The organism is Actinopolyspora lacussalsi subsp. righensis (assembly GCF_900116555.1).
GTDB lineage: Bacteria > Actinomycetota > Actinomycetes > Mycobacteriales > Pseudonocardiaceae > Actinopolyspora > Actinopolyspora lacussalsi.
Map to the genome: position 1 here is coordinate 192,640 of NZ_FPAT01000003.1, position 21,742 is coordinate 214,381.

Sequence of the window (21,742 nt, forward strand, 5' to 3'; positions counted from 1 at the left end):
GATTCTACGAACCCCGTCGGGCATCCTTGTACGGTGCTAGGCTTCAACGGCGGAACCGAGCGTGGGAAGGCGGCCTGCGAACCATGGACGAAGCCGGTCTCGACCCGGTCCGGGAGGGTCACCACAGACTGCTTGACCTGGTCAGCGAGCTGGAGACCAGCGATCTCCGCGAACCCTCCGGGTTGCCCGGGTGGTCGCGCGCCCACGTGGTGGCGCACCTCGCCCACAACGCGATCGCACTGGCGAACATGACCAGCGCCGCCGGGCGCGGCGAGCTGGTCGACCCGTATCCGGACGGTGACCGCGACGAGGCGATCGAGCGCGACGCCGCGCAGGACGCGATCGGGCTGGTGCAGCAGACCGCAACCGCCCACGCGCAGCTGGAGATCGTCTGGGACTCGGTGTCCGAGCAGGACTGGCAGCGGCCGGTGCGGCTCCGCGACGGCACGGTGGCGGGCCTGGTGTCGTGCCGGTGGCGCGAACTGGAGATCCACATCGTGGACCTGGACCTGGGGCACACCGAGCTGGAGTGGTCGCCGGAGTTCTGCGAGCACACCATCGACTTCCTGCTGCCCCGACTGGAGGGCAGCGGGGTCGTGCTCGCTCCCAGCGACCTGGAGCGCACCTGGGAGATCGGCGACTCCCCGACACGGAAGATCGAGGGATCCGGCGCCTCACTGGCGTGCTGGCTGGCGGGCCGGACCCCGCAGCGGCTCCCGAGCGGCGACGGACCGCTGCCCGAGCTGGGTCCCTGGCCATGACCGCTCCCCTGGCCGTGAGCCGCGCGGCGATTTCGCGGGAAATTTACGCCCGGCCGCAAGCGCGACTCCCCGCCGCTCCGGACTCTCGCCGCTCGATCGTGGCCACAACTTGCCGCGAGTTCAGAATTAATTCATAATTCGAATGTGACTACCGAAGTTCAGTGGAGCGAACTGCAACGCGATCCGCGTTCCGTGGCGGAACGTGCCGAGCAGGGGGCAGTTCGAGTCCGTAGAAGAGGCCGGGCACCGTTACTGCTGTTGCAGGAGGAGGACGTGGCGGTGGCAACCGAGGGCGCGGCCACCGCGGCGCGGGCGATGCGCAGCATGCTGCACCACCTGGACTCCGCCGGGATCGCCGAGATGCTCGCCGAGACCTTTCCGTGGACCGATGTACTGCCGGAAGAGGATCGCCACCGGTTCGCCACCGAGTTCACCAGGGCGTTCGAGACGGCTGCCGAACTCGAACGCTGGAACGTGCTCGCTCAGACCATCCGCGAGTGGCGCGCCACGGCGGCCGTGCACGCCGATCCCGAGCTGCACCGCGCTCTTTCCGATCCGCTGGAGGAGGACCACGGTGCCGTTCCGCCTCCCGAGACCGAGCATTGATGCCCGCCAAACGAAACGACCGAGTCGCACCACCTGGCAGGCCAGGAGGTTGGGAACCTCGATTCGCTACCACCGACGCCGCGAAGGGTTGGGAAGAGCTGTGTCGCCAGGCCCGATCCAACACCTGGGAAGCCTGGATAGTTCTGACCGAACTCCCGACCGAACCGGAGAACCCGGCACGCCAGCACAGACTGCGGGGGGCGCTGGGACACCGCAAGATCGGACAACGAGAGCTGGCGCAGTGGCAGTACGAAGTCACCGCGAGCGGCAGAATCTGGTACTGCCTCGATCCGGAGAGCCGGATCGTATGGGTCGTCCACGCGGGAACCGGGCATCCGAGCATCACCGACTGAACTCTTCCGGGCAGTCGAACAGCGGCTTTTCGTCCGACCACGCGGCGATTTCGCGAGAAATTTACGTCCCTTCGGCCGCAGAGCTGCCGTCAACGATGCGAGAGCAGCTATGCCTAGGTCGTGTTCGCGTTGTTTCTGGTCAGGGACAGCCGAAGTCCGTCGTTCAGGCGTGAGAGCCGGGTCAGTCGGTAACCGTCGGGCAGGTTCGGAAGGTGCGCCGTCTCGTGCGGCCTGTGGGCCTCGACGTGGTCGATCAGACCGGCATCGAGATACGGCCGGACTGCCGCGCTGTCCGCAACCAGGCCGACAGCTCGGGCGCCTTCGTGATGGAGCGCGGCAAGGGCCTGATGCGGATCAGTCGGCAGCGTGGACAGCGACCTGGGGGCGAGCCATTCGGTAGCGGCCGTGGTCGTGTCGTCGTGGACGAGCGTGTCGATCTCGCCCGGCAGGACCGCGGCATCTCCTGTCAGACTTCCCTCCCGAGTGAGGCAACAGCCCCAGGTGAGCACCGGGCGCTGCCGCTCCAGCGCGGCCAACCACGGGCCGAGCACCAAGTGGGCTTCCTCGACGAGCAAGCCCTCAACCACGTCGATCCCGGCCTCGCGTAGCAGGGCGGACCCGCCGCGTCCTCGGGAGGTCGGGTCCAGGACAGCGATGACCACACGGGCGATGCCCGCCTCGATCAGCGCCCGATGACAGGGCGGGGTACGCCCGTGGTGGCAGCACGGTTCCAGCGTGACCACGGCGGTCCCACCATCGGCGGCGCTTCCCGCCTGCGCGAGGGCGTGGGCCTCGGCGTGCGACTCGCCTTTCCGACGATGCCACCCCTGCCCGACCAACCGCCCGTCACCGTCGAGCACCACGCACCCCACCGGAGGATTCGGACTGGTCGTGCCGCATCCCCACGCCGACAGCGCGATCGCGTGACGCATCGCGCGAGTCTCGACCTCAGCCGTGGTGATCCTCATGAAGCTGGTCTAGCAGATCAGTGGAGTGTTACTGGGAAATGCTGCCAGTTCATCGCCTCCAGTTGGGCGATCATGGGCAGCTCGACGGCTTCTTCCTCACTGGGCAACCCCACGATCACTGATTCACTCCACGATCGGATTCGACTTCGCGAGTGATCCTAACTCGCAACCACGACACGATGGGGTGAGACGGTGACGAAGAGTCACCCCCGATGGATCACAGGTCGCCTCGTCAGTACCGTTCCTCGTCACGCATCATTCGGACGAGTTGCCCACTGTCGTGGTCCTGCCGTGTCCGGCCACACGGTGGCGGGATCGGCCCTTCGACAGTGGACACCTCGAACTCCTCGCCTCTTCCGGGCTCCGGCAGCGACTCCGGAAAGGCGATACGTCTACGCTTCGCCACGGACACTCGCCAGGAAGGACCGCCAGTGAGCGGCAGGGACCGCGAGCACACCCGCTTCGGGCGACTTCGAATCCCGCACAGCGGTAAAACCTGCGCCAAAAGCAACTTCGACGCAGTTGCCGCCGCCAGGTCCACCGCTACCGGAGCGGCTGCTCTTGCGCCATGACAGACCGGTTGAACCCTGCACTTCGAGCATCCTCGGCTCCCTCAGCTGCCGTACTCGTAACGATCACTGTGCAATCCGCTCAAGAAAGATCGCCATTGAGCGGCGGACACCGCGAGTACTACCGCATCGGACGACTTCGAGTCCCGCACTGCGGCGAAACCTTCGCCAAAGGCAACCTCGACACAGGTGGTACCACCGTTGCTCCCACCGGTGGAGTAACTGCTCTTACGCCAAACAAGACCAGCCGAGTTCCGCGTTCTAAGCACCACCACTCCTCAGCTACCGCTTCCGTAGTGACCACTGTGCACCTTGTCCAAGAAGGATCGCCACTGCACAGCCGGAACCGCGAGCACGCCCGCATCGGGTGATTTGGAGTCCCGCACAGCGGTGAAATCTTTGCCGAAGGCGACCTCGACGCAGTTGCCGCCGCCGGTGCCTCCGCCCCCGGAACGGCTGCTCTTTCGCCATGCTGTCAACAAGGAGTTCTCGATGTCGCTCACTGGTGTGTCTCCTTCGAGTGCGGACTACAGCGAAGTATCGCCTGCTCAATCCTCTTACGTGAATCGTCCGCGGAAAGTGCCTGTTCGGTAAGGGTACCGAAGCGCAAGGTGTAAGATCTCACGTCATCACGATCCTCTATGTAGACAGCACGTCCAGGGCCTTCCGAGTAACCGATATCCGGCATCGGTGCTGGTGGCGTGAGCACCGAGAAAGGCCCTTCCAAAGCGGGACTCGCCCCGGAACTCTTCGGTAGTACCTGCAAGGTGACGTTCGTCCGCTCGGCTACCTCGTTGAGATGGACAAGTTGAGCACGCATAACGGCGAGCGGGCCTACGGGCCTGTCGAGCAGAGCTTCATCGATGATCGTGTGCAACTGCGGCGGATGGGCACGCTCCAACACACGCTGACGTGCTACGCGGGCAGTCACCCGGCGCTCTACTTCATCTTCGGTGAGGCCAGGATTGACGCTGCTAATGATGGCTCGTGCGTACTCGGGAGTCTGTAGCAAGCCGGGGACCAGCAGGGTTTCGAACTGTCGTAGGGCGACGAGTTCACCTTCCATGTTGAAGAAGGTCTGAAAGTCCTCCGGAAGGTTCTTACGAATGTCAACAGACCATCCTCGTGTACGCGCCGTAGTAGCGAGCTCAAGCAACCAGTCACGAACCGAACTGTCAGCCACCCCGTAGAGATCCAGCAGCTGTTCCACCTCACGAGCTTTGATCCCTTGCGCACTGTTTTCGATACGGGACAGCTTCGGTCGTGACCACTTACCCGGCATCTTCCGCAGTTCGGCGATCACCTGATCGTGGGTGAAGCCTGCCTCCTCACGAGCTCTGCGCAGTGTCTCGGCGAGTTGCCATCGTCGAACCATCGAGCCCGTTGCCTGAGCCTCATGTGTCATCGCAGCCTCACGTTTCAACCGCCTTCGTCCGTTCGAGTGTTCATGTGGACGTTCACTTTTAAAAACGGACGTCCACATGCACGCTAACTGTTGCACGCAGTGTTAGTACAGATACAGAGCGGGAGATTGCGATGCTATCCGGATCCGATGAGAGCACGAGGCACTCCTCGCAAGAGGTCACGGCAGAAACGGACAAAACCACATTGCTGGCGGAATCCATAGACCTCGAATGCTGCCCGAAGGTGTTCGCCCTACTGGAGAGAACTGACCCCGACTCTGGCGAGCTGGAGCTGTACGCCTGGGGTGTGGAAGTGGGTGGGAGCGCCAACGTGTTCCGGGCCGACGGCCACGTGCTTGCTCACTGCGGCTCGGCCGAAGGGGCGCGACGCATGTTCGGCATCATCCGCGACGTCGTACTGGTCTGGCCCGAGAAAACCAACCTGACCGAGTGAAAATCGGCGGGAGCGCCTTACGCACCGAGAGTCCGACCCCTACGAAGAAACCGGACCACCCGGCGGCGCTGAAACAGCGGAGACCGCCGGGTTGGTTCACCGGTAACCAGCCCCGGATTCGGCACGCGAAGCAGAACGAGCGGAACCGACGGTAATCTAGGGACATCGAGGCGACATGATCAGCGCATTCATCGAACGTGTTCCCACCCGACTCGTTGCCGATACGTCCGACGAACTCGAACGCGTAATCGAAAAACTGCTGTCGGGTCCAGACGACTGTCCGGCGCGCTCAACTACATCCGGACCGACGGAACGACGATCGAGTCCTGGGAAGCCTCCGGTTCCGAGCACAGCCCGGGGCTGCTGTACTCGACCCACAGCGGCAGCCGGTTCAACACCGACGCCGCTCTCCCGGTGGACACCATCGCACGAGCAGTCCGCGAATTCGCGGAAAGCGGCACAAGGCCAACATGCGTGACCTGGCGTCAGGGAACACTCGTCTGAAACGCGAGCCGAGAAAGACGAGTCGTTCCCGGAACGACTACCGGTCGTCGGTCCCACACCTCAACAGACAGATCGATGTCATCGGGTAGCCGCCGAGCCTACCCGGCAACAAGCCCGATGAGTGCCCTCACAAAATCCCCTGGCCAAGCACTTCCGAAGTCTTGCGCTCATCCCAGGATCGACCCCAGTAACGGATCCGGTCGGCAACGGCGTCCAGTAAGACTGCGTAGCGGACGCTTTCCGAGCACGCCGTGATCCGCGAACAGCCCCCTTCAGGAACAGTCGGCTGCGTCGATCTCCACGACGAGGGCGGTGTCGACCTCGCGGACGTCGTACTCGGGCTGGGTGGGCGCGCCGTGGCAGCTGGTGACACCGATCGCGGCTTCCTGCACCTTCTCGAAACCGCCCAGGTAACGCACCTCGGCCACAGTGGGCAGCTCGGGCTCGATCGCCTCGCGCAGCTCACCACCCGCGGTGGCGTGCGTGAACGTCACCCCGAGGAAGTTCTGCCCGGACATCTCCACCGGTTCGCCCGAGCCGGGAGCCTTCGGATAACCGTCGAGGTACTTCACCCGGTAACTCGGCAACTCGCTGCTGCCACCGACACCGCCGAAGCGGAAGACGACCCGCGCGGAAGCACCCTCTCCCTCCTGGACCTCCACACCGGTCAGCTCGGCGAAATCCCCACCGGCTCCGGAATTCGGCCCGTCACCCGAACCGCTCGAACCACCGGAGTCCGCGGCCGTGGAACGGCCGTCGGAAAAGCTGTCGACGACATCGGTGGCGGTACTTTCCGCGCTGTCACCGTCCGAGCTCACGCTGCCTGCCTCGGTGGAGCCGCTGGTCTCGGCATCCGTGACTCCTGAAGAGGACGCCGAGTCCGAGGCGCATCCGGCCAGCGGCAGCACCAGTGCCGCCGCCGCGCCCGTCAGCAGCATCCGTGCACCACGACGTCGCATCTCCCTCACCCTTCCAAGTGATCTCACCGCGTCGCTCTGACATTCCGTGGGACGCCCGATCGTTCCGACAGGTTGCGAGCGAGCCGGGAGAACTACGCCTCGACACCGAGGACTATCGGTTACGACTCGCCCCGCCCCGAACGCGTCGAATAGGCCGAACGGCGGAGCCGCTCCGACACCCCGCTCGCTAGAGTTCGAGTCCGCTCGACTGATCGTCAGTACCGAGCGGAATCTCGACTTCACTGGGAGAACCGATGAGACGAATCCTGTCGCTCGCGATCATGCTGCCGCTGTTGATTCTCGCACCCGCCACCGCCACCGCCGCCGCGCAAAGCTCCGAGGAGTCCCGGCAGAGCGCTGCTCGGATGACAGCCGTCGCGCAGTGCCCGCCCACCTTTTCACGTGGCGACAACGCCGAGATGATCGTCGCGTTGCAGCGCGCTTTGAACGACTACTCCTACGAGGTCAAGGGGCCGGACCTGTTCGTGGACGGTGCCTACGGCCCCAAGACCGAGGCAGCGGTAATCAACTTCCAGAGCTGGTACGGCCTGCAGGTCGACGGGATCACCGGCCCCGAGACCTGGGGACAGCTCGGTTTCTGCACCTGGTGATCAGTGCGCCGGGAGCGTTCCGCACGAACGCTCCCGGCGAGCTCCCCGCAGCGTCCGCCCGGCCTGCCTCGGACACGCCGGGGGAACGATGCGGGAATCGTCACGAAAACCGCGAGCACGGTTCCGGACCCCAACGGCACTGAAACCCACGTCGGGAGAAATCAGCACCCCGGTTTTAGGCCGAACGGCGGAGCCGCTCCGACACCCCGCTCGCTAGAGTTCTGGTCCGCTCGACTGATCGTCAGTACCGAGCGGAATCTCGACTTCACTGGGAGAACCGATGAGACGAATCCTGTCGCTCGCGATCATGCTGCCGCTATTACTCCTCGCCCCCGCCACCGCCACTGCGGCCACGTCCGCGCAGAGCTCCGAGACCGCCCAGCAGAGCACTGCTCGACTGGCAGTAGCGGCGCAGTGTCCAGACACCCTCTCGCGCGGTGACTACGGCGAGATGGTCGTGGCGCTGCAGAGCACGCTGAACAACTATCCGTACGAGGTCACCGGCCCGGACCTGGTCCCGGACGGTATCTACGGTCCGAAGACCGAAGCGGCGGTGATCAACTTCCAGAGCTGGTACGGACTGCAGGTCGACGGGATCACCGGCCCCGAGACCTGGGGACAACTCGGCTCCTGCTGGTGATCAGTGCGCCGGGAGCGTTCCGCACGAACGCTCCCGGTGAACTCCCCCGCAGCGTCCGCCCGGCCTGCCTCGGACACGCCGCGTGAACGACGTGGGAGTTATGCTGTGCCTCCACGACGCCGGTGACGACTCGGAGAGCTGGCTGGGAGGCCCACCCGCATGGGACGGATCACGGTACGCAGGCCGGTGCGGCGCATCGGCCCGAACGGCGAGACCACCCGCCCCGACACGTTGGCCGCCGAGGAGCCGCTGGAGATCCGGCTGGACGGCAAACCACTGACCGTGACCATGCGCACCCCCGGTCACGACGTGGAACTCACCCACGGTTTCCTGCTGACCGAGAGCGTCATCACCGCGCGGGACGACGTCACGGCGGCGCGCTACTGCGACAGCCCCGGTCCCGACGGTCGCAACACCTACAACGTGCTCGACGTCCAGCTGGCTCCCCACGTCCCCCGGCCGGACAACTCGGTGGAGCGCAACTTCTACACCACCTCGTCCTGCGGAGTCTGCGGCAAGGCCGCACTCGACGCGGTGCGGCTCCGCAGCGCGCACCCGCCGGAATCCGACGACTCCCGCGTCAGCACGGAAACGCTGGTCGAGCTGCCGGAGAAACTGCGGGCGGCGCAACGCGTGTTCGACACCACCGGTGGGCTGCACGGCTCGGGACTGTTCGACACGGGGGGCGAACTGTTGGCGGCCCGGGAGGACGTGGGCAGGCACAACGCGGTGGACAAGGTACTCGGCCGGGCACTGCTGGACGGCCGCACACCACTGCGGGGGCACGTGCTGATGCTGTCGGGCCGCGCTTCGTTCGAACTGGTGCAGAAGGCCGCGATGGCGGGCATTCCGACGATCGCGGCCGTTTCCGCACCCTCGTCGCTGGCAGCCGAGCTGGCCGAGGAACAGGGCATCACCCTGATCGGTTTCCTGCGCGGCTCCTCGATGAACGTCTACACCCGACCGGACAGGCTGTCGGGAACCGGATCACCCGAAGAGTGAGCCCGACAGCTCCGAGAGCGGGACCACTCACACCAGGCGGAACGTGCTCGGGGCCGCTCCTCCGGTCTGGGGTGGCGTCTCGAACCTGTCCGCCACCGGCGTCGTGCCGTGCGAGACCCAGCGCAGCACCGCCGGCCAGGGGCCGTAGCCCGCGTCGGTGTTGAGGTGTTCGCCGTCCGGGATCACGTCCAGCGCTACCCGCATGGTCTCGGCCAGGTAATGCCCGTCCTGCACGGACAGGTAGGGATCGCCGGAACCGACCACCAGCCGCGTGGTGCCCGCCGCCCTGCGCAAGGCGTGCGCGTCGACCGGATAGGGGGCGATGCCGTGGACATCGGGATGGCGCCAGTCCGGTCCGGGCGGTGCGACCAGCAGCACCCGGTCGGCGCGGCGCGCGGTGCCGTGGATGCTCGCGGCGTGGTGCAGCCACAGCGCCGCCCCACAGGAATGCGCGGCCACCACCAGCTCGGACTCCGCGGGAACGTCCTCCAGCCGCGAACGGAGCACGGCCAACCATTCCTGCAGCACCGGTTGGTCCTGTTTGGGCAACCGCGGCATCTCGCAGGTCACGCCCAGTTCGCCCAGCCGTCCACTGAGCCACTGCTGCCAGTGCCACGGCCCCGAACCGCCGAACCCGTGCACCAGCAGGACATGCATCTCACTCACCGTGTTCCCCTCCCGACATCGGCAATCACGATGGTCGGCACCATGATTGCCCATCGGGGGACATTACGCGCGCGGTACACGCGGAGGGGAACACCATCCGGCTAACCGGGACTTTCTTCAGCTCGGTTGCCGTAGCTGCGCGGGTGGCGGAACCTCTGGCACGGCTCTCGCTACGGGTGCCCCGACATCGAGTAGTCACTACACAACGTCGGGACCGTCCTCGCGAGAGCCGCACCGGAGACCCCGCGGCGGTGCCGACTGCGAGGGTGGTCGGAGCTCGGCATCGCGGCGAGCGGCCCGGCCTCGCGATGCATCCGACTCACGCACCGGAGTCCCATGCGCTGCTTAACCGCATGCTCCCGACTCGACAGGCGGCCCGACAATTTCGCGAGAAATTGACGCCACGCCCGGGGCGAGAACTCAGGCGGACTTCTCGCGGCGCTCGTGGCGGTTGCTCTCGCGGGCGACGATCGTGGGATTGACGTTCTCGTCGACCGTCTTCTCGGTGATGACGACCTTGGCCACGTCGGACCGGCTGGGAATGTCGTACATCACCGGCAGCAGCACCTCTTCCAGGATCGCCCGCAGTCCACGGGCGCCGGTGCCGCGCACGATCGCCAGGTCCGCGATGGACTCCAACGCGGCCTGGGTGAACTCCAGCTCCACACCGTCCAGGTCGAACAGCCGGGTGTACTGCTTGATCAGCGCGTTGCGCGGTTCGGTCAGGATCTTGACCAGCGCGTCCTTGTCCAGGTTCGAAACGCTGGCGACGGTGGGGAGCCTGCCGATGAACTCCGGAATGAGACCGTACTTGATCAGGTCCTCCGGCAGCACCTCGCCGAAGTGGTCCGCCGATTCGATCTCGGCCTTGGAACGCAGGTCCGCGCCGAAGCCCACGCTGTGCTTGCCGACCCGGTCCTCGACGATGTCCTCCAGACCACCGAACGCACCGGCGACGATGAACAGCACGTTCGTGGTGTCGATCTGGATGAACTCCTGGTGCGGATGCTTGCGGCCACCCTGCGGCGGGACGCTGGCCGTGGTCCCCTCCAGGATCTTGAGCAGCGCCTGCTGCACGCCCTCGCCGGAGACGTCCCTGGTGATCGAGGGGTTCTCGCTCTTGCGGGCGATCTTGTCGACCTCGTCGATGTAGACGATGCCCTTCTCGGCCTGCTTGACGTCGTAGTCGGCGGCCTGGATCAGCTTGAGCAGGATGTTCTCGACGTCCTCACCCACGTAGCCCGCCTCGGTCAGGGCGGTTGCGTCGGCGATGGCGAAGGGCACGTTGAGCATCTTGGCCAACGTCTGCGCCAGGTAGGTCTTGCCGCAGCCGGTGGGGCCGAGCATGAGGATGTTGGACTTGGCGAGTTCGACTTTCTCGTCCTTGCCCTCCCGGGATCCCTGCTGCTCACCGGCCTGGATGCGCTTGTAGTGGTTGTAGACGGCCACCGAGAGGTTGCGCTTGGCGCTGGACTGGCCGATCACGTACTGGTCGAGGAAGTCGTGGATCTCACCCGGCTTGGGGAGCTCGTCGAGCTTGACCTCGCCCGATTCGGCGAGCTCCTCCTCGATGATCTCGTTGCAGAGGTCGATGCACTCGTCACAGATGTACACGCCGGGGCCGGCGATGAGTTTTTTCACCTGCTTCTGGCTCTTCCCGCAGAAGGAGCACTTCAGCAGGTCGCCGCCGTCACCGATACGTGCCATGCCGCTGACCTCGTCCCCTCCGGCACGCAGCCGCGTGCGCGCCTAACCTGTTTTCACCGTCGGTTCCGCATTCGACGGTACCCGCCATTTCGACCCCGCGGGGTGGATCACGGTCCCGAATTCGTTCGTCCGTCCGAGATCGTTCCCCGTCCGGGAGGGGCACGGGGCACCGCCTGATCAACACCTTGCCTCGCCGGACCGAGCACGTCGAAAACATCGACACGCTCGGCGTGTCGGCGACTTCACACCTGGTTGACCACTCGGTCCGCCGACCGGCGCGACTCGACCTCCCGCGGAGCGCATCGGGCCGGGCCGGAACCACATCCGCCGTCCCGTGGCCCACACCGGCCCACTCGAGCGCCGAGAACACCCCGGTCGACACGGACCGACACACCAACCCGAGAAACGGGCCGGCCTCGCTCTCAGGACTTCTTCGCCGAGAGCTTGCGGTACGGCATGACCTCGTCGATCAGGCCGTACTCCTTGGCCTGGTCGGCGGTCAGGATCAGATCCCGCTCGACGTCCTTGTGGATCTGCTCCTGCGAGCGCCCGGTGTGCACCGACAGCGTGGCCTCCATCTGGTTCCGCATGCGCTGCACCTCGTTGGACTGGATCTCCAGGTCGGAGACCTGCCCGTAGATCCCCTCGGTGGCGGGCTGGTGGATCAGCGCACGCGCGTTCGGCAGCGCCATCCGCTTACCGGGAGTACCGGCGGCGAGCAGCACGGCCGCGGCCGAGGCGGCCTGGCCGAGGCAGGCCGTGCGGATGTCGGGCCGCACGTACTGCATCGTGTCGTAGATCGCCATCAGCGCGGTGAACGACCCGCCCGGCGAGTTGATGTAGAGCTGGATCTCGCGGTCGGGATCATCGGACTCCAGGTACAGCAGCTGGGCCATGATGTCGTTGGCCGAGACGTCGTCGACCTGGACCCCGAGGAAAACGATCCGTTCCTCGAACAGCTTCTGGTAGGGGTTCGACTCCTTGACCCCGTAGGCCGTGCGCTCGACGAACGACGGCACCATGTACCGGGATTGGGGGAGCTGGAATGAGCTCACTGGGGTGACTCCTCGTGACTGTGATGCCGGCAGGGCTCGGTGGTTCGTAGGATCAGCTGCTCGGCAGGTTGGCACGGTTGGCGATGTGGTCCACGAAGCCGTACTCGAGCGCCTCGTCGGCGGTGAACCAGCGGTCACGGTCGGAATCCTCGGTGATCTTCTCGACCGTCTGGCCGGTCTGCTCGGCGATGAGCTGGGCCATCTCCCGCTTCTGCCTGGAGAACACATCGGCCTGGATCGCGATGTCCGAGGCCGTACCGCCCAGACCGGCCGAGGGCTGGTGCATCAGCACCCGCGCGTGCGGCAGGGCGAACCGCTTGCCCTTGGCGCCCGCGGAGAGCAGGAACTGCCCCATCGAAGCGGCGAAGCCCATCGCCACTGTCGCCACGTCCGGCTTGATGAGCTGCATCGTGTCGTAGATGGCCATTCCGGAGGGAACCGAGCCACCGGGCGAGTTGATGTAGAGGGCGATGTCGCGTTCCGGGTCCTCGGCCGCCAACAGCAGCATCTGCGAGCAGATCTGGTTGGCGATGGTGTCCTCCACCTGGGACCCGAGGACGATGATGCGTTCCCGCAGCAGCCGCTCGTAGACCGAGTCGTTGAGTGAAAGCCCGTTGCTACCGGTCCGCATCTGCGGTGACTGCGCGTCGAACGCCGGAACAGTCTGTTGCTGGGTCACGTCTCCCTGCCTTCTTCCACAATGGACCCGGTAAGCGCTTCGTCGAACCGGGCCCGCCTGAAGTATTGCCCGTTACCGGGGTGCCGGAGTCCGGGTGATCCGTTACAACCGACCCTAACGAACGTGGGCGGCACCAGCTTCCCGGTGCCGCCCACGTTCGCTGAGAGCTTGTTAACCGAGTCGGGATCGTCGTCGGATCCGACCGGCGCTCCACCACCTGTCGCTCACTGCGCGGTGGTGCGCTCCTCCTCGTCGGCTACCGCACCCTCGACCTGCTCCGGCTGCTCCTGGTCCTCGTCCTGGGTCCCCAGCAGCTCGTCCATGTCCAGCTGCTCGCCCGCCGAGTCGGTGACCGTCGCCTGCCGAACAACGGAGAACAGGGCCTTGCTGCGCCGGATGTCGGAGTAGATGCGGCCCAGCTGCCCGGACTGCTGGATCTGCTGGACGTACTGGTCCGGGCTGATGCCGGACTGCTGCGCCTGGTAGATGATGCGCTCGGTGAGCTCGTTGTCCGAGACCGAGAGCTCTTCGCTGTCGGCGATGGTGTCCAGCACCAGCTGGGTCTTGACCGCCTCCTCGGCTTCCTCGCGCGTCTCGGCGTCGAAGTCCTCGCGGGTCTTGCCCTGCTCCCGCAGCGACTCGGCGAAGCGCTCCTCGTCGTGGTCGTAGGGGTGGACCGCGTCGTGCTCGCGGATCTCGACCTCGGACTGCACGACGCTCTCCGGCAGCGGAACCTCGACCTTCTCCAGCAGGGACTCCAGGACCTTGTCCCGGGCCTGCATGCCCTGCTGCATCCGCTTGACCCGGCCGAGCCGCTCGCGCAGATCGGCGATCAGCTCGTCGATGGTGTCGAACTCGCTGGCCATCTGGGCGAACTCGTCGTCGGCCTCGGGGAGCTGGCGCTCCTTGACCGAGTTCAGCGTGACCTCGACCTCGGCCTCGCGGTTGGCGTACTCCCCCGCCACCAGCGTGGTGGTGAAGTGCTTGGTCTCGCCCTCGCTCGCGCCGATCAACGCCTCGTCGATGCCCTCGACGAGCTCATCCGAACCGATCTCGTAGGACAGGCCACTGGTCTGGGCGTCCTCGACCTGCTCACCGTCGACGGTGGCCGAGAGGTCGATGCTGACGTAGTCACCGTTGGCGGCGGGACGATCAACCCCGGTCAACGTCCCGAAACGGGCACGCAGCTCGTCCAGCTGTTCCTGGACGTCCTGCTCGGTGACCTCCTGGTCGTCCACGCTGACCTGGATGTCGTCGTAGGCGGGAACGGTCAGTTCCGGCCGTACGTCGACCTCGGCGGAGAACTCGATCTGCTCGCCGTCGGCGATGTTGGTGACCTCGATCTCCGGGCGACCCAGTGTCTGGACCTCGTTGCTGGTGACGGCCTCCGTGTACTTGGAGGGAACGGCCTCGTTGACGACCTCGTCGAGCACGGGTCCACGGCCGATCCGGCTCTCCAGCACCTTGGCCGGAACCTTGCCGGGACGGAAGCCGGGGATCCGGACCTGCTTGGCCAGTTCCTTGTACGCGCGGTCGAAGTTCGGCTTGAGCTCGTCGAACGGCACCTCGACGTTGAGCCGTACGCGCGTCGGGCTCAGGTGCTCGACGGTGCTCTTCACGTGGTCTCCTCGTGCGAACGTGCTTGAAAGACTCCCGGCCTCCTTGGGCTTCCCACGGCTGTCACCACGGGAAACACTTTCCGTGCCGGGCTGACCTCCGATTCTATGGCCTGAGCTCACGGGGGGCCGTTCCGGGTACCGACCCGCCCGAGCGGGCGAATTACGACACCCTCGTGCTTGAGTGGAAACGTGCAGGATCCACGGGAACAAGCCGGCGCGGCGCCGCGGACGTGCGCGGCGTGGTCCGAGACCCTCTCGGAGCCCCTGGCCGGCACCGCGGCGGTGGCGGCCAGCTGGTTGTGCCTGGAACAGCCGGGACCCTGGGGCGGGGACGCGCTGGTGCGGAGCCACCTGGATCCCGACATCGGAGCCCGACTGGCCGAGCGTGCCGCCGACACCGGGGTACGGGTCCAGCTCATCCGCAAACCGGGCAGACACCCGGACACCGGGGTGGACGCGCCGCGCACCGTTTACTTCGCCCACACCCGCCCCGGGGCGAGTTGGCTGCGCCGTACGGAACTGACCGACCCGGCGGAACTGCTCGACCTCGACTTCCGGGCCTTCGCCCGCGGCGAACACTGCGGCTGGGGAGTCCCGACCACCGAGCCGGTACTGCTGGTGTGCACCAACGGACGCCGTGATCAGTGCTGCGCGCTGCGCGGGATCTCCCTGCTGCGCGAGATGGGACCGCGACACGAGGGCAAGCTGTGGGAAACCACACACACCGGCGGTCACCGGTTCGCGCCCACAGGGGTGGTGCTGCCCTCGGGCTACAACTACGGGCGCCTCACGCCGCACGGCGTGGACGCGGTGCTCTCCGCCGCCACGGCCGGCAAGATGACAACGACACACTGCAGAGGGCGCTCCGCGTTCTCACAGCGCGCCCAGGTGGCCGAACTGGCGCTGCGCGAGAACCTGGGTGAACACGCCGGGGAAGCGCTGACCGTGGCTTCGGAAGCCGACGAGGAAGTGGTGCTGCGGCACCGCGACGGGCGCCGCTGGAGCATCCGACTGCGCGAGATCACGCTGTCACCGCCGCGCCCGAACAGCTGCGGCAAGTCTCCGGCGCAGGCAGGCACCTGGACCGCCGAGCGGATCCGCCTGCTGCCGGATCCGGAGTGAGCCGGGCTCGGAAACGACGGATTCCCGCCGCTCGGGACGAACCTCGGAGTTCGAGACGAACAGGGCCGGACATCCACCCGGATATCCGGCCCGAACGTCGGGGTGGCGGGATTTGAACCCACGGCCCCTCGCACCCAAAGCGAGTGCGCTACCAAGCTGCGCCACACCCCGATGACCCCACCGGAACGACTCCACCAGGAGAATTCCCACGAAAGGGGTCCTTCGCGTGCACTCTATCGCTGTTGGCTAGAATACGGCACACGTGGTCGTCGAGATCGGCGGGACCCCCGGGGATCACCCACGGGGATCGACTGTTGTAGTATCGGTGGCGCACTGCGGGTGTAGCTCAATGGTTAGAGCCCCAGCCTTCCAAGCTGGTTATGCGGGTTCGATTCCCGTCACCCGCTCGGTCTGTCGAATCGGTGGTCATCCGCGCCGCGGGTGACCACCGATTTTCATGGCAGGCGCGGGTTTTCACGGCAGGCTCGGGCATCCTCGGATCCGGTCGCGTCCCGGTACGACCGTCGAATCATCGTGCGGCTCCGTCATCCGAGGAGCACCGCGCCGGACACGACGCCGACCCAACGGCGGCCCCCGAGGAATCGGGTTGGCCCGCGGCGCGCGGTGCGCGCATCCTGAACGTTCGCTCACGCACCCCGGTCGACGCGTCCCAGCGTTCCGCGCCGGGATGCCGCGCGTTCCACTCGACACTTACGGAGGCGATGCGCCGTTGCGACGGCTCGAGTACAAGTGGCTCGTCGGGATAACTTTCGTACTGGCACTGGTCATGCAGATCCTGGACATGACCATCCTCAACGTCGCGCTGGCGACACTGGGAAAACGGTTCGACGTCGACGCCGGAACCCTGCAGTGGGTACTGACGGCCTACATGATCAGCCTGGCGGTGTTCATCCCCTCCTCGGGCTGGATCTCCGACCGATTCGGCAGCAAACGAACATTCCAGTTCGCCGTGATCATGTTCACCGGGGCTTCCGTCGTCTGCGGCGCGGCCCCCGGGATCAAAACGCTGATCGCCGCGAGATTCCTGCAGGGAATCGGGGGCGGCATGCTGGTCCCGGTAGGGCAGGCGATGCTCTTCCGGGCGTTCCCGGCCGACGAGCGCGCCAAGGCCTCCGCGATTCTGGCCATCCCGATCACCGCCGCACCGGCGCTGGGACCGCTGCTCGGTGGGACGTTGATCGAGGTGGCCAGCTGGCGGTGGATCTTCTTCATCAACGTTCCGGTGGGCGCGCTGGCGCTGTTGTGCTCGATCCTGTTCCTGGTGGAGGAACGGGGACAGCGCCCGGGACGTTTCGACCTGCCCGGCTTCCTGCTCGCGGGCAGCGGGCTGGCCGTGCTGCTGTTCGGGCTGGACCGGGCCGCGCAGGACGGTTGGACCGACCCCGCGGTGTGGGCCTGCCTGCTGCTGGCCGTGGTACTGATCTGCGGGCTCGTGTGGCGGGAGCTCCGGGCGGCCGAACCGATGCTGGATCTGCGGCTGCTCGGCAACCGGATCTTCGGAGCCGGTAACGTACTGCTGCTGTGTCAGACGGGTGCGATGTTCGGGGTGCTGTTCCTCATCCCGCTGTACTTGCAGAACCTGCGTGGTGCCTCCGCGTTACAGGCCGGCGCGATCCTGATGCCCCAGGCACTGTCCATGCTGCTGGTCACCCAGGTGATCAGCAGGATCTACGGTCGAGTGGGGCCACGACGTCTGGTGGCGGGTGGATTCGCGATGCTGCTGATCAGCACCGCCACCCTGCAGTGGCTGAGCCTTTCCGTCTCGCTGTGGGCCGTGGTCGGTTCGCTGTTGCTGCTCGGCGCGTCGATGGGGTTGTTGATGACTCCGCTACAGACAGCCGCGTTCGCACAGATGAGCTCGGCGGCCATGGGGCAGGCGACCTCGTTGTTCAACGTGAGTCGCCAAGTGGCCACGGCACTGGCCACGGCCGTGGTAGCCAGTGCGCTGGTGATGTTCACCGAGGCGGCCACGAGTGGGTTGAGTTCACCCGATCCGGGGGAACTGGCGCGGGCGCAGCTGAGCGGTTTCCACGGTGCCTTCCTGGTACCGGTGGTCTTCGGTGCGCTCGGACTGCTGCTGACCTTGCTGGTACGCGACTCGGACGCGGTGGCCACACTCGATCAACAGGGGAAGGCGCGGCGGGAGAGATCCTCGGTGAACTGACACGGCTCCGGACCGCCCCGCGCCCGGGAGGCAGACTTGCCTCGTAGACAACCGAACGCCGTCAGAGCAGTCCCGCACCGTCGCGGACGGTGCATCGTCTGGGAGTGACCCACATGCCGCACGCAGATCAGGTCCGCAAACACGCACGCTGGCGCCAGGGGTGGTCCTCCGGCCGTAGCAGCCTGGCCTGGCTGCTACCGCTCGGTGACCAGCCGGAGCTGCGGAGACTGGCCAATCAGTACCAGTACTCGCTGCGCGATCTGCCCGGTTTCGACCCCGTACCACTGGAGTGGATGCACATCCTGCTGCAGGAGAACGGATTTCACGACGAAGCCCCGCAGGGACGTGTGGCGGCACTGCTGGAGGCGGCACGCGAGCGGCTGTCCTCCTTCGCCGCGCTCTCGTTGTCGTTCCACAGCGGGCTGGTGCTCCCGGAGGCGCTGGCGCTGCCCGCCGAGCCGCAGGCCACGCTGACGGACCTGCGGACACGGCTACGTGAGGCCACCGCGACGGTGGTGGGAGCGGATCTCGCCGGGGAGCCCGAGGAGATCGACCAGCACGTGAGCCTCGCCTTTTCCACGGCAGACGGACCAGCGGTCTTCGCGAAGGCGACGCTCGACGCGACCAGCGCCGAACCGGCCACGGTGCGGGTGCCCAGCATCTCGCTGGTACGGCTGAACCGGGATCACGCCTGCAACGAGTGGGAGGTTCTCGGCGAGGTCCAACTGTCCGGTTGACGGATCCGGCCGTACGGCTCCCCCAGCCGTACGGCCGTACCAGTGGTTCGCGACGAGCGCCCCGGCTTCGGCGCCATCGGGGATCCGGATCGGGTGGGTCGGTCGTCCTGCCAGCCGTCACTCACCCTGGCAGCCGGGGCACCAGTAGAGCTTGCGCCCGAGCAGCTCCGTCATGGCGATCGGGGTGGTGCACACCAGGCAGGGAGCGCCGGCGCGCCGGTAGACGTAGACCTCACCACCGTGACGATCGTTCCTGGGCTGTCTACCGGTCATCTCGGGCGAGTGCTGTTCCCGAACGGTGTCGATGCGCCCGGTACGGACTCCGTCGGACATCAATTCGACCAGGTCGTCCCAGAGTGCGTCCCAGCACCGCCGGGACAGCGCGTTGCCCGGCGACCGGGGTGGGATCCCCTGCCGGAACAACACCTCGGCCCGGTAGGCGTTGCCCACCCCGGCCAGCACGGACTGATCCAGCAGCAGCGCCGCGATACCGGAGCGCGAGCGCGTCACGCGCTGCCAGGCGGTCTCGGGATCGGCGTCCGAACGCAACGGATCCGGTCCCAGCCGGGCGAGCAGCTCCGTCAACTCCTCCTCGGTGAGCAGTTCGCAGGCGGTGGGACCACGCAGATCGGTTCCGTGCGTGGGACCGACCAGGCGCATGCGGACCTTGCCGCGCGGCTGTTCGAGCGGCACGGGCGCCTCGGTGAACTTGCCGTAAAGCCCCAGGTGAACATGCACCACCCGATCCGGGGCGTAGTGGTGCCAGAGGTGTTTGCCGTGGGCCCCCGCGTCACGGAAGGTGACGCCGTCGAGCACCTCGGCGGCGGTGAAACGTCCCTGCGGACTGGTCACCCGGACCGGGTTTCCCGCGAACCGACGCCGATGCAGCTCGGCGAGCCGATGCACGATGTGTCCTTCCGGCACGACACCTCCATCCACGACCACCCTGCCGGCATCCACGACCACCCTGCCGGCGCCGACCGCCGCGGGGCCGCGGAACAGGGCTGCCCGTCTGACCGGCGGTGGCGGCGGGGATCACTGCTCGGGAAGGGCTGGGGGCTCGCCGGTACGTTCGTAGTCGGCCAGCATGTCGATCCGGCGCTGGTGCCTGCCGCCCTCGAACTCGGTGGTCAGGAAGGTGTCGACTATCCCCTCGACCTCGTCGAGGCTGTGCATCCTGGCACCGATGCCCGCGAGCAGGGCGTTGTTGTGCTGCCGGGAGAGCTTCGCCGTGTCCTGGTTCCAGACCAGCGCGGCCCGCGCTCCGGGAACCTTGTTGGCCGCGATCTGCTCCCCGTTGCCGGAGCCCCCGATGACCAGACCGAGGCTGCCGGCGTCGGCGACCACGCGGCGCGCGGCCTCGACGCAGAACGGTGGGTAGTCGTCCTCGGCGTCGTAGACGGCGGGACCCACGTCGACCACCTCGTAACCGAGACGGTCGAGTCGTTCGACCAGGTGTGACTTCAATTCGAGACCGGCGTGATCGGAACCAAGATAGACGCGCACACGTGTAGTCTGCCAAACCGCTCCACGCGCATTACTCACCCGGTCAAGGGACAGAAATGCCATACGAACAAGCGACATCACCGACCGCACAGTCCGATCACACGGTGAGGTTCGAATGGGGGACGGCGGGCCTTCGCTCCCTCGGGGAGCAGTGTGCCGTGCTGCTGGTGGTGGACGTGCTCTCCTTCGCCACGACAGTGGACGTGACCACGGCCGCGGGCGCCCACGTGCTTCCGCTCCCCTACCGGGACGACCGAGCCGGTGACGCCGCGTCGGCGGCCGGAGCGGTGCTCGCCGGTGACCGGGGCGGCGGCGGGTACTCGTTGAGCCCGACCTCGCTGGTGAGCGCGCCCGCCGGCACACTCGTCGGACTGCCCTCACCCAACGGGGCCACGCTGTGTTCGGAGGCGGCCGGATTGGGCGCGGTGGTGTTCACCGGCTGCCTGCGCAATGCCGCCGCGGTCGCGGCGGCAGCGGGTTCGGCTGCCCACAACGGTCCCGTCGGCGTGATCGCCGCCGGTGAACGCCACACCGACGGTTCACCGCGCTTCGCGGCGGAGGACCTGCTCGGGGCCGGGGCGATAATCTCGGCACTGCCCGTGCCCGCGTCCGCTCGTTCGGTCGAGGCGAACCTGGCCGCGCGAGCCTACGAGACCTCCGACGACCCCGCGCGAAATGTACGGGAGTGCGTCTCCGGCCGTGAACTGGCCGAATGGGGCTACCGAGCGGACGTCGAGCTGGCACTCGCGCGGAACGCCAGCTCGACAGCGCCCCGGCTGCACGCGGGAGTGTTCAGCCACCACTGACCGTTCCGACGACACCGGAGCGGGGGCCCACCAGGAACCGCGACCGGTGGGCGAGGACCGGGAGCGCGGACAGCGGCGGAGCGTCCGGACGATCCCGCCCCGAAAACCGCGAGCAGTCGAACCGGGATCAGTCGAACCGGGGATTCTCCGTCCGGGTGCGCTTGAGCTCGAAGAAGTACGGGTAACCCGCCAACGTGCGCGCGGCGTCGAACAACTCGCCCGCCTGCTCGCCGCGCGGAATGCGGGTCGTGATCGGGCCGAAGAACGCCACGCCGTCCACGTGGATCGTCGGTGTGCCCACCTCGTCGCCCACCGGGTCCATCCCCGCGTGGTGGCTGGCACGCAGCCGCTCGTCGTACTCGTCGGTGGTCGCCGCCTTGGCGAGCGTGTCGGGCAGCCCGACCTCCGCCAGGGACTCGGCGATCACCCGGTCGAAGTCCTTGTCACCGTTGTCGTGGAACCGCGTTCCCATCGCGGTGTAGAGCGGGGACAACACCTCGTTGCCGTGGTGCTCGGCGGCGGCGATGGCGACTCGGACGGGCTTCCAGGCCCGCTGCATCATCTCGTCGTACTGGTCCCCCAGTTCACGCTCCGCGTTGAGCACGGAAAGGCTCATGACGCGGAACCGCAGGTCGATGTCACGAACCTTCTCGACCTCGAGGATCCACCGGGACGAGACCCAGGCGAACGGACAGATCGGGTCGAAGTAGAAGTGGACTTGCGGGTTCTGCGGGCTGTCGGTGCTCATCAACACGCCTTCCACGATCACGTGTGGTCACGATTCCGGTTGGTCAACCACCCGAGGGGCCATCGTGTTCCCGGCCGCCGTG

The 21,742-nt window shown here is 66.8% G+C and carries 26 protein-coding genes and 2 tRNA genes; 13 read left to right on the forward strand and 15 right to left on the reverse strand.

Going from position 1 to position 21,742, the window contains the following annotated elements:
• Positions 1-83 precede the first annotated feature (83 nt).
• The 3 genes from BM394_RS06995 (at position 84) to BM394_RS07005 (ending at position 1,720) form a co-directional block, all read left to right on the forward strand.
• Positions 84-761: a maleylpyruvate isomerase family mycothiol-dependent enzyme gene (locus BM394_RS06995; protein ID WP_092975590.1), complete on the forward strand. Its 678-nt coding sequence runs from the start codon at positions 84-86 to the stop codon at positions 759-761.
• 144 nt (positions 762-905) lie between these two features.
• Positions 906-1,367: a DUF6247 family protein gene (locus BM394_RS07000; RefSeq protein ID WP_092975593.1), complete on the forward strand. Its 462-nt coding sequence runs from the start codon at positions 906-908 to the stop codon at positions 1,365-1,367.
• Positions 1,367-1,720 (forward strand): hypothetical protein, encoded by a 354-nt coding sequence (locus tag BM394_RS07005; protein ID WP_092975596.1) that lies wholly within the window; start codon positions 1,367-1,369, stop codon positions 1,718-1,720. The genes BM394_RS07000 and BM394_RS07005 overlap by 1 nt, the downstream gene beginning before the upstream one ends.
• Before the next feature lie 113 nt (positions 1,721-1,833).
• On the opposite strand, the gene ribD is transcribed toward BM394_RS07005, so the two are convergent.
• The 5 genes from ribD to BM394_RS07030 form a co-directional block, all read right to left on the reverse strand.
• On the reverse strand, positions 1,834-2,652 hold the full coding sequence (gene ribD / locus BM394_RS07010; RefSeq protein ID WP_092976263.1) for a bifunctional diaminohydroxyphosphoribosylaminopyrimidine deaminase/5-amino-6-(5-phosphoribosylamino)uracil reductase RibD: 819 nt from the start codon (positions 2,650-2,652) through the stop codon (positions 1,834-1,836).
• 428 nt (positions 2,653-3,080) lie between these two features.
• On the reverse strand, positions 3,081-3,290 hold the full coding sequence (locus BM394_RS07015; protein WP_092975599.1) for a DUF397 domain-containing protein: 210 nt from the start codon (positions 3,288-3,290) through the stop codon (positions 3,081-3,083).
• A gap of 11 nt (positions 3,291-3,301) precedes the next feature.
• Positions 3,302-3,532, reverse strand: coding sequence for a DUF397 domain-containing protein (locus BM394_RS07020; RefSeq protein WP_342752651.1), 231 nt, complete (start codon positions 3,530-3,532; stop codon positions 3,302-3,304).
• Positions 3,533-3,535: 3 nt separating this feature from the next.
• On the reverse strand, positions 3,536-3,760 hold the full coding sequence (locus tag BM394_RS07025) for a DUF397 domain-containing protein (RefSeq protein WP_092975602.1): 225 nt from the start codon (positions 3,758-3,760) through the stop codon (positions 3,536-3,538).
• Positions 3,757-4,662, reverse strand: coding sequence for a helix-turn-helix domain-containing protein (locus BM394_RS07030; protein ID WP_092975605.1), 906 nt, complete (start codon positions 4,660-4,662; stop codon positions 3,757-3,759). The genes BM394_RS07025 and BM394_RS07030 overlap by 4 nt, the downstream gene beginning before the upstream one ends.
• 131 nt (positions 4,663-4,793) lie before the next feature.
• Here BM394_RS07030 and BM394_RS07035 point away from each other — a divergent pair, with 131 nt between their 5' ends.
• Both BM394_RS07035 and BM394_RS23915 read left to right on the forward strand, forming a co-directional pair.
• Positions 4,794-5,114: a hypothetical protein gene (locus BM394_RS07035; protein WP_092975608.1), complete on the forward strand. Its 321-nt coding sequence runs from the start codon at positions 4,794-4,796 to the stop codon at positions 5,112-5,114.
• 186 nt (positions 5,115-5,300) lie between these two features.
• Complete coding sequence (locus tag BM394_RS23915; RefSeq protein ID WP_092975611.1) at positions 5,301-5,618, forward strand: Imm1 family immunity protein; 318 nt, start codon at positions 5,301-5,303, stop codon at positions 5,616-5,618.
• A 272-nt stretch (positions 5,619-5,890) separates the two neighbouring features.
• On the opposite strand, the gene BM394_RS07045 is transcribed toward BM394_RS23915, so the two are convergent.
• Positions 5,891-6,577 (reverse strand): AMIN-like domain-containing (lipo)protein, encoded by a 687-nt coding sequence (locus tag BM394_RS07045; RefSeq protein ID WP_139235159.1) that lies wholly within the window; start codon positions 6,575-6,577, stop codon positions 5,891-5,893.
• A 254-nt stretch (positions 6,578-6,831) separates the two neighbouring features.
• Between BM394_RS07045 and BM394_RS07050 the strand changes: the two genes are divergently transcribed.
• The 3 genes from BM394_RS07050 (at position 6,832) to fdhD (ending at position 8,830) form a co-directional block, all read left to right on the forward strand.
• Positions 6,832-7,188: a peptidoglycan-binding domain-containing protein gene (locus BM394_RS07050; protein ID WP_092975617.1), complete on the forward strand. Its 357-nt coding sequence runs from the start codon at positions 6,832-6,834 to the stop codon at positions 7,186-7,188.
• A 280-nt stretch (positions 7,189-7,468) separates the two neighbouring features.
• On the forward strand, positions 7,469-7,828 hold the full coding sequence (locus BM394_RS22730) for a peptidoglycan-binding domain-containing protein (RefSeq protein ID WP_175529998.1): 360 nt from the start codon (positions 7,469-7,471) through the stop codon (positions 7,826-7,828).
• A gap of 159 nt (positions 7,829-7,987) precedes the next feature.
• Positions 7,988-8,830 carry a formate dehydrogenase accessory sulfurtransferase FdhD gene (fdhD, locus tag BM394_RS07060; RefSeq protein WP_092975620.1) on the forward strand — a complete coding sequence of 281 codons (843 nt, stop codon included), beginning with the start codon at positions 7,988-7,990 and terminating at the stop codon, positions 8,828-8,830.
• Between the two features lie 27 nt (positions 8,831-8,857).
• On the opposite strand, the gene BM394_RS07065 is transcribed toward fdhD, so the two are convergent.
• From BM394_RS07065 to tig, 5 genes are all read right to left on the reverse strand, one after another.
• Positions 8,858-9,487, reverse strand: a complete 630-nt coding sequence (locus BM394_RS07065; RefSeq protein ID WP_092976272.1) for an RBBP9/YdeN family alpha/beta hydrolase — start codon at positions 9,485-9,487, stop codon at positions 8,858-8,860.
• Positions 9,488-9,916: 429 nt separating this feature from the next.
• Positions 9,917-11,203, reverse strand: coding sequence for an ATP-dependent Clp protease ATP-binding subunit ClpX (gene clpX / locus BM394_RS07070; RefSeq protein ID WP_092975623.1), 1,287 nt, complete (start codon positions 11,201-11,203; stop codon positions 9,917-9,919).
• Positions 11,204-11,625: 422 nt separating this feature from the next.
• Positions 11,626-12,258 (reverse strand): ATP-dependent Clp protease proteolytic subunit, encoded by a 633-nt coding sequence (locus BM394_RS07075; RefSeq protein ID WP_092975626.1) that lies wholly within the window; start codon positions 12,256-12,258, stop codon positions 11,626-11,628.
• 52 nt (positions 12,259-12,310) lie between these two features.
• Positions 12,311-12,937: an ATP-dependent Clp protease proteolytic subunit gene (locus tag BM394_RS07080; protein WP_092630845.1), complete on the reverse strand. Its 627-nt coding sequence runs from the start codon at positions 12,935-12,937 to the stop codon at positions 12,311-12,313.
• A gap of 224 nt (positions 12,938-13,161) precedes the next feature.
• Complete coding sequence (tig, locus tag BM394_RS07085; protein WP_092975629.1) at positions 13,162-14,556, reverse strand: trigger factor; 1,395 nt, start codon at positions 14,554-14,556, stop codon at positions 13,162-13,164.
• 189 nt (positions 14,557-14,745) lie between these two features.
• Here tig and BM394_RS07090 point away from each other — a divergent pair, with 189 nt between their 5' ends.
• On the forward strand, positions 14,746-15,678 hold the full coding sequence (locus BM394_RS07090) for a ferredoxin family protein (protein WP_092975632.1): 933 nt from the start codon (positions 14,746-14,748) through the stop codon (positions 15,676-15,678).
• Between the two features lie 97 nt (positions 15,679-15,775).
• Here BM394_RS07090 and BM394_RS07095 read toward each other — a convergent pair.
• Positions 15,776-15,849, reverse strand: a tRNA-Pro gene (locus BM394_RS07095).
• A 164-nt stretch (positions 15,850-16,013) separates the two neighbouring features.
• Between BM394_RS07095 and BM394_RS07100 the strand changes: the two genes are divergently transcribed.
• The 3 genes from BM394_RS07100 (at position 16,014) to BM394_RS07110 (ending at position 18,600) form a co-directional block, all read left to right on the forward strand.
• Positions 16,014-16,085, forward strand: a tRNA-Gly gene (locus BM394_RS07100).
• Between the two features lie 323 nt (positions 16,086-16,408).
• Complete coding sequence (locus tag BM394_RS07105) at positions 16,409-17,863, forward strand: DHA2 family efflux MFS transporter permease subunit (protein ID WP_092975635.1); 1,455 nt, start codon at positions 16,409-16,411, stop codon at positions 17,861-17,863.
• A 113-nt stretch (positions 17,864-17,976) separates the two neighbouring features.
• Entirely contained in the window at positions 17,977-18,600 is a 624-nt protein-coding gene (locus BM394_RS07110) for a 2'-5' RNA ligase family protein (protein ID WP_092975638.1), read from the forward strand.
• A 117-nt stretch (positions 18,601-18,717) separates the two neighbouring features.
• Here BM394_RS07110 and BM394_RS07115 read toward each other — a convergent pair whose 3' ends face one another.
• Positions 18,718-19,524, reverse strand: coding sequence for an Fpg/Nei family DNA glycosylase (locus BM394_RS07115; RefSeq protein WP_092976275.1), 807 nt, complete (start codon positions 19,522-19,524; stop codon positions 18,718-18,720).
• Between the two features lie 111 nt (positions 19,525-19,635).
• On the reverse strand, positions 19,636-20,106 hold the full coding sequence (locus BM394_RS07120) for a ribose-5-phosphate isomerase (RefSeq protein ID WP_092975641.1): 471 nt from the start codon (positions 20,104-20,106) through the stop codon (positions 19,636-19,638).
• Positions 20,107-20,210: 104 nt separating this feature from the next.
• Between BM394_RS07120 and BM394_RS07125 the strand changes: the two genes are divergently transcribed.
• Positions 20,211-20,912, forward strand: a complete 702-nt coding sequence (locus tag BM394_RS07125; RefSeq protein WP_245780028.1) for a 2-phosphosulfolactate phosphatase — start codon at positions 20,211-20,213, stop codon at positions 20,910-20,912.
• Between the two features lie 127 nt (positions 20,913-21,039).
• Here BM394_RS07125 and BM394_RS07130 read toward each other — a convergent pair whose 3' ends face one another.
• The gene (locus BM394_RS07130; RefSeq protein ID WP_092976278.1) at positions 21,040-21,660 is read right to left on the reverse strand and encodes a mycothiol-dependent nitroreductase Rv2466c family protein; all 621 of its coding nucleotides are present in this window, start codon (positions 21,658-21,660) and stop codon (positions 21,040-21,042) included.
• Positions 21,661-21,742: the final 82 nt, after the last annotated feature.